Consider the following 7,219-nt stretch of genomic DNA (forward strand, 5'->3'; position numbering starts at 1 on the left):
ACAGCGAAGGGGAAACCACGACCCACATTCAGCCGAGCCAGCTTTTGAACACCCGCCGCACGGGCGACCGGGAAAACGACCTCTGGACAACTTTTAACGTCGTTCAGGAAAACGCCATCCGGGGCGGTTTGGAGGCACGTTTCCGCGATGAACATGGCCGCCTTCGCCGCTCTACCTCCCGAGCGGTCAAGGGCATCGATCAGGACGTAAAACTGAACAAGGCCCTTTGGACGCTTTCTGAGAAGATGGGGGAACTGAAAGGCTTGAGAGCCGCAGCCTAACGCGCAAAGCACGGGCGGCAGGAACTCTGCCGCCAGTCTGCACACTTCGAAATTGAGGATCGCCGCTGCTGGACCGGACCAGCCCTGACGGGCCGGGCTGATCCTGGGGAGGGGCTTCGCCCCTACGGCGCGGGGCCTAGGTCCTCCAAAGCAACAGGATCGCGCCGGCCCACCGGCCCGATCGCGTTCCTTCTCCGAACCTGACCCGCGCGCCTACCCCATGAAAGATCGACCGACAGAGAAGCCGGGCTTTTCTCTTGAAAGTAGGGGCTCCGCCCCCCGGGCAGATCAAGGATGAACCGCTGCGCGGCCTCCTGCGGGGTGTCCCCACGCTCCGCGGCTGCGCCTTGTGCGCGCGGGTGATCCCCCTCCCCGCATACGGTCCTTGATCTGCCGCCCCCGTTTCCGACGACGCGGAAAATGAAACGAGCCACCCCGGCCAAGTCAGGAAACAGGAAACAAACCAATGACCGCCACCTTTACCGCCACCTACAGCCCGGAAGACAACAAGCTGCGCCTCTACGCAGACCGCAGGCTTGACGCTGAGACATACGCCCGGGTTAAAGGCATGGGCTTTAAATGGGCTCCGAAACAGGAGCTTTTCGTTGCGCCGCGCTGGACGCCCGACCGTGAGGATTTGTGCGTTGAGCTTGCTGGCGAGATTGAGCCGGAATTTACGACGCTGGCCGAACGCGCAGAGGCGAAGGCCGAGCGCCTGGATGCTCTGGCGGACAAGCGACAGGCTCAGTCGAGTGCATTCCTGCGTGCCGCTGACGATCTTTCACAAGCGTTCCACATGGGCCAACCCATCCTTGTTGGTCACCACTCAGAACGGAAAGCCCGCAAGACACAAGAGCGGATGCACAGCGCCATGGACAAGTCGGTTAAGGCTGCAAAGTCCGTTCAGTATTGGCAATGGAAAGCGGCAGGCGTGGAAAGCTTCGCGAACATGAAGAACAGCCCACGCGTTCGCGCCAATCGCATCAAGACGCTGCTTGCCGAGCTGCGTGACCTTCAGCGTGACGTCAATCATGCCCAAGTGTGCTTGTCCATCTGGCAGAAGGCGGAAACCGAAGACCAGATCAGGAAGCTCAGCCGTGCCCATGTAAGCGGTAATGCCCTCGTCAGTTGGGAGCGAGCGAAGGAGCTTGAAGACGGCGACATCAGCCCCCAGGACTTCCGCACACGCTGCATTGAGAGCGCCAAGAGGGCTATCAATAGTCCAAAGCGCCGCCGCTGGATTGACCACATTCTCAACCGGCTTGCGTACGAGCGGGACTTGTTGGGACCGGTGGCGCGATATGAAGGCGAGCTGTCGCCGGTCATCCTGCAAGCTTTTGCCCGTGAACATGGCGCGATGAAACCGAGCGCAAAGGCGGTTCCGGAAGGCTTTGCCCTGGAAAGCGCTGTTCCACTGCCGCTTCACATTGCGAGCGAAAAGGCTGTGACGCGTTCTTCCGACGACTGGCGCGATCTGATGCAGTCGGTCGGGTACTCGGTGCCGGAGAAAAAAGATGCTAAACCGCCGATCCTGAATTTCAGGGCAGGGGAGCTTGTTGCACCGAACCGCTTCCATGCCGGTGAAACGCAGACCTTTCGGCAGATCGAATTGACCAAGGCCGAGTATGCCAAGGTCTGGGTTGACCAGCGCGGAACCAGAACCAGCGTTTGCGGGATGTTCCGTTTCAAGATCTGCATCGATCCGACCGCGCCCGGAGCGTATTTTTCGCGTCCCTGGGTGGCCGTGTTCCTGACCGACTCCAAGGAGCACCCGGCGCCGGAAAGTTTCAAGAAGCAAGCCAACGCCGCTTGACCATTCGAGCACGTGAGGGGGCGTGTCCCCCTCAATATCTCCCGACCTTCCGCGTATGCAGGCCAGTCATGAAGAAGTCAGTCTATAGCCGCCCCAACAAACCCATGTTTATTCCCGTCCAGCGTCGCAACAGTGGGGCAATTCCAGAAGTCCGTGAAATCCAAGAACCGCTTGTGATTGATCGGGCCAGCGAATGCCACGTGACGCCCGCAGATGTCGCGGCCCGCATGGTCGACTATCTCGGCCGACCTGGCGACTTAAACACGCTTGAGCCGAGCGCAGGCACCGGCGCGCTCGTATCCGCGCTGCTGGCCAGTGGCCATAGTCCAAATGAGATCTGCTCAGTGGAGCGCCACCATAAACTTGCCCGCTCTGTTCGCCGCTTGGGTGTTGCCGTATTTGAGGAATGCTTTCTGGAATATGCGGAGCGCGTCAGGGGCCGAGTTGAGTTTCCGCGTATCATCATGAACCCGCCTTTTTCCCAGGTGCGCAAGCATATCAAGGCCGCGCGCTCGTTGCTCGGCAGAAACGGCCATCAAGGCCCCTCGACCCTGGTTGCTCTCGTGCCGATCGCGTTTGAATATGAGGGCGCGGAAACGATGGAGATTCTGCCGGAGGACACGTTTTCGACGTGTCGAGTGAGGACGAAGATCGTGCGAATTGAAGGGTGAAGGGGAGGGGGAGGGGGTAAAAATTTTTACCCCCACCATAGAGTGCTTACAAACCACTCAATTTCGGCGGTTTTTGGTTTTGTTTGAGCCGGCTTTTGTTTGTTCCTGTCTGGTCCGATAACTGCTTATGGCTGTCACGCAGGAGCTTGGCTTAGGGCCTTGGTGATGGCTATAGAGATTTTCTTGTTATTCTGGGCTGTAGCAGCAAGCAGGCACTGGGTTTTGACACTGACCAGACCCCGGAATGTGGTATAGCGATAACCTGTAGCTGTTTTACATTTGCAAATGAGCGCTCGCCGGTTTCCTAGCGGCGTTTGTAGAGAGCTTTGCCCCAGGTCGTTAGACCGATGGGCTTCCGTGCTCTTGCCAGACATGGCGGATCAGGGTCTGTTCCGCGTTGGTATTGGACGTGCAGGACGCCAGAAGGAGACAGGTTCCGCAGACCGCAGGATCGGAATTATAGTGCTTGTAACCATTCCCGTCCGTCGTGGCCTGGCGCGGCAACTGACCTTCCGGACGGCGGTAGCCATCGGCCTGCTACTCGTAGGCGAAGGCCGACAATGCGCATCAAGCCGGGGCCTGGGTCAGTGGGGCGGCAGTAACCGGTGATGTCGAGGATGTCCCGCGCCTCCTATCCCCAGGCGATCCCCGGAGTGGCATGCTCCGAATTTAGACCGAATGCTTTCACATTGAAGGCAAGGCGATGCAGTCGAGCGAGATAAGTAATGCCGTCATGAACGTTTGCCGGTGTAGTGAAGGTGCACGCGGCGACCTTCAGTCTGCCGTCGACAATGCGGTGGTCCAGATAGAAGAGCCCCTTAGCTTGCCCTCGCACACCGTGTAACCGCTGTCCGGGTCGGCACGGCTGGGACCCTCGCCCTTTGACATGCGGCTCGTGAGTCTTGTCCTTCAGCGGCTTCTGGCCGTGCAGTCTACTTCCATGCCTCTTGGCCTTGTCCAGACGCGCCCAGTAGTCCGCCCCGGGTTCTTGATCTGATCCAGATCGCATTTGCCTTGTCGGCATTCGCCTTCAGGTGGGTTGAGTCCGTGTAAGGCACCGTGCCATCCTCAAGTCGATGAGAAATCGCCGGCTCGAGAATGCTGTCGAAGATGTCCTACACCAGGCTCACGTCGTTATAGCACCGGCATCGGTTCTGGGGCAGCGTGGAAGCATCGAATACCTAGTCCGCCAGCTTCAGACGCAAGAACCAGCGATAAGCGACATTTACCTCGTTCTCACGCACCAACGGGTGTTACGAGCGGATCCCGAACAGGTAGCCGATGAACAGAGCTAGAGCAAAAGCGTCGGATCGAGCGGTGAACGGCCATTGTCGGCGCAATAGAAATCCGCAACACGGTTGCGGATGAATGAAACATCGACCACCGCGTCGATCTTGCGAAACAGGTCATCGGCGGGAACTCGCTGATCGAGCGCCTTCGGATCTAGGTGAGGCTTCTTCAACATGAAAACAGAGGGTCAAAAATCCCGGCAAAGTCCACGGGTTTGTCAGCGGTCTGGAGGGGGGGGTAAAAATTTTTACCCCCCCCCTCTAGTTGCCTGAAGGGGTGGCGCACCGATTCTTTATCAAATGCCCCATTTTCGTCTTCAGCTCAATCACAGCAGTCCTGGGCTTTTTTAGTTTTCGCGTATGAAGTCAGTATCTTAGACAGGTTTGATTAATCGTTAATGGCCGTTAACTTTAAAGTTGTTGACCGTCAAAGAATCGTGTCTATTCTTATTTCCGGTTAAAAGGCGTCTTCTCTAAATTTGGCGGAAATCGTGAAGAGAGCAGCAGAGCATCGTTTTGAAGAAATCGTGCCAGACACGAACATGTCTGCTTTTTTGCGGTCAATGTGTGAGGACTATAATGCGCTCACAGAAACAATCGATCAAACAAGCAAAGTACATTTCCCGCCAAACGCTCAAAAACGGCTAAGGCGGTTTACCGCTTCCGAGGCCTCAGAGCTGATCGGTGTTTCAACTCGTTACCTCGGAATGATAGCTGATGAAATTGAGCTAGAGACCGAGCGCGACGGTCGAAATGCCAGATCGTACAGCCTCAGCGACATGAATACGTTACGGACCGCTCTTGCCGAAAAAGCAGGCTACGATACGGCAAAGGGTATTGGCTATATGCCTCGACGCCGAGACGGCGATCCTATGCGAGTGATTGCACTGTCAAACTTTAAGGGTGGCTCTGCCAAGTCAACTACTGCCACTCATCTAGCGCAACACCTTGCCCTCCGCGGATATCGTGTCTTGTTGCTGGATTTGGATCCTCAAGGGTCCGCCAGTGCTATGTTTGGGGTCCCGCCTGAAAAGACTGACGACGACGCAACTAGCTATGCTTTTCTTAGGTCCGAGGATCCCCGGTCGATTTCCGAAGTGGCTCTCAAAACTTATTTTGAGGGACTGGATTTAGTTCCGGGTGGCCGGAGCCTTTCATATTGGGAGTTCGACGCGCCGCGTGTATCGGTCGAGGCGAAATATCACCAAGGGCAGCTTTTGAGCCGTGTCGCGGAATTGAATGAGAGGCTGTCTTCTGGATCGCTGAACATTGAGCAGTCGAAGACCGTTAAGGTTGAAATCGCGAAGTTACAGCAGGAGGTTCGCGATCTTTGGTTCGACCGCGCTTATTTCGCTCGCTTGTCCTGGGCCTTGCAGGACGTGAAAGATGATTATGATATCGTCGTTTGCGACACGGCACCCAACCTTGGATATGTGACAAATGCTGCGATGTTTGCAGCGGATCATCTTGTCGTGACCATACATCCACAATGGCTCGATTGTGAGTCCATGGCTCAGTATCTCTACACCTATCTTCGGCAGCAGCAAGAGTTTGAGCTGGCTATGACCAGCATCAGCGGCGCAAATTATGACGTTTCGAAGAGCCTGCATTATTTGATCACCCGACATGATACCAACTCGTCACCGGAAGCACTGGTGATTGGTATGCTTCGAAATCACCTTTCAAATGTGCTCCACAATATCATGGTGAAATCTAGTGCAATCGCTGAAGCAGGCACGTACCAGCAATCACTTTATGAGGCTGATCGCGGGCGTTTCACACGTAAGACCTTCGAGCGCGTAATGGAGGCGATGAAGGCAGTGAATCAAGAAATTGAACACATAATTACATCTTCATGGGGTCGGAAATGAGCAAACGCGCAGACGCCCGAGACGCACTAACCGAAATTTGGAATAAGCCGCGGTCGCAAAAGTCTCGACCAAAGCATGAGGGCAGCGAACACGCCGAACGCTCAAATGCAAATCCATTGGATTTAATGTCCGATGTGATGGCTGGCATTGGCGCACCCACGAGCGCAACTCCAGGAAACGAAATCCAGATGTTGGATCCTAACATCTTGGATGACTCTCCGTTCCGGGACCGTATGGATGTCGATTCTGATCCGGAGTTAGAAGGGCTCACCGAAACAATACGGACTGCCGGTCAACAAGTTCCAATCTTAGTGCGGCCGCATCCGGAAATTCCTGATCGTTATCAGATAGCGTATGGTCATCGGCGGAAACGCGCATGCCTTCAGCTTGATCGCTATGTCCGGGCGATTGTGAAGAACCTGTCTGACGATGAACTGATAGTTGCTCAGGCAATTGAAAACCGGGAACGCAAAGACCTCACCTTTATCGAAAAGTGTCTTTTTGTGTCCACGCTTAAGCAGCGTGGCGTCACTCGGGCATTAATCGCTAAAGCTCTTGGCAGTGCTGGAACGAAAAACGCAGTCAACTATTACACGACGGCGGAAGATATTCCCGAATCTGTCTTGCGAAAAATCGGCCCTGCGCCCTCGATAAAGGGGCCTAAATGGCAAACGCTGGCAGCGCATTTCAAAGCTAAGGAACTCCCGTCGAAAAAACAGAAGGCGCTGGACGCTTTACTTCAGTCTGAAGCCTGGGCAGGTCTTAAGTCTGACGGTCGATTTAGTGCAATGCTCAAGGAGTTGAATAAGTGCGATAGGGCTCAAAGCGTCGCGACTTCCGAAAAGTCTACTTGGAAGGGGCCGAGCACCAATCTTGCCGCCGATATCCAAAAATCAAAGGCTGGTCTGCAATTGAAGTTTAGGACTGCAGAAGCTCAGGACTTTGGCGCGTATGTCGCGAACAATCTGGATCGTCTTTTCGCAGAATATCAATCAGGAAAGGAGGCAAACGACTAGAGGTTAAACAAAAGAACCCGCCACAAGGGCGGGTCCTAATTGAGATAGGCACAGGTACCTAAAATCTCAGTCCGACAACTAGGATTTTAGAATCACTTGTGGCGCAAGGCAAGTTCTGTCTAACGGCAGGGCACTGCTTATTGCGTCTTTCTGCCTGTCTCCCATTCAAAATTCATAGGTCCGGTCGCGTTGGGTCGCTTCCGGAGAAGGGGGACTTATGTCCACTGCTCAGCAGATTGCGAGTTTTCGCAAGGTTTCTGCAGGGGTTCTTGCGAGCG

General features: G+C 55.2%; 5 protein-coding genes and 1 pseudogene. 5 read left to right on the top strand and 1 reads right to left on the bottom strand.

The features are described from left to right. From FMN63_RS27570 to FMN63_RS27580, 3 genes are all read left to right on the top strand, one after another. On the top strand, positions 1-281 hold a 281-nt coding region (locus tag FMN63_RS27570), incomplete at its 5' end, for a DUF932 domain-containing protein (protein ID WP_148587395.1). 466 nt (positions 282-747) lie between these two features. After that, positions 748-2,094, top strand: a complete 1,347-nt coding sequence (locus FMN63_RS29760; RefSeq protein WP_209001417.1) for a DUF3560 domain-containing protein — start codon at positions 748-750, stop codon at positions 2,092-2,094. Between the two features lie 68 nt (positions 2,095-2,162). Then, positions 2,163-2,765 carry a methyltransferase type 11 gene (locus FMN63_RS27580; protein WP_148587396.1) on the top strand — a complete coding sequence of 201 codons (603 nt, stop codon included), beginning with the start codon at positions 2,163-2,165 and terminating at the stop codon, positions 2,763-2,765. Positions 2,766-2,899: 134 nt separating this feature from the next. On the opposite strand, the pseudogene FMN63_RS27585 reads toward FMN63_RS27580, so the two are convergent. Further along, positions 2,900-4,230, bottom strand: a pseudogene (locus FMN63_RS27585) (transposase). Positions 4,231-4,545: 315 nt separating this feature from the next. Between FMN63_RS27585 and FMN63_RS27590 the strand changes: the two are divergent. Together FMN63_RS27590 and repB are read left to right on the top strand one after the other, a co-directional pair. Beyond that, entirely contained in the window at positions 4,546-5,925 is a 1,380-nt protein-coding gene (locus tag FMN63_RS27590) for an AAA family ATPase (RefSeq protein WP_148587397.1), read from the top strand. Beyond that, positions 5,922-6,941 carry a plasmid partitioning protein RepB gene (gene repB, locus FMN63_RS27595; protein WP_162530133.1) on the top strand — a complete coding sequence of 340 codons (1,020 nt, stop codon included), beginning with the start codon at positions 5,922-5,924 and terminating at the stop codon, positions 6,939-6,941. Before FMN63_RS27590 ends, repB begins: the two co-directional genes overlap by 4 nt. Positions 6,942-7,219: the final 278 nt, after the last annotated feature.

The organism is Stappia sp. BW2 (genome assembly GCF_008107695.1).
Taxonomy (GTDB): Bacteria; Pseudomonadota; Alphaproteobacteria; order Rhizobiales; family Stappiaceae; genus Roseibium.

What these genes read in the sequence shown, in the direction of transcription:
- FMN63_RS27580 (WP_148587396.1), top strand. Translation starts at nt 2,163, where the DNA reads ATGAAGAAGTCAGTCTATAGCCGCCCCAACAAACCCATGTTTATTCCC.
- FMN63_RS29760 (WP_209001417.1), top strand. Translation starts at nt 748, where the DNA reads ATGACCGCCACCTTTACCGCCACCTACAGCCCGGAAGACAACAAGCTG.
- repB (WP_162530133.1), top strand. Translation starts at nt 5,922, where the DNA reads ATGAGCAAACGCGCAGACGCCCGAGACGCACTAACCGAAATTTGGAAT.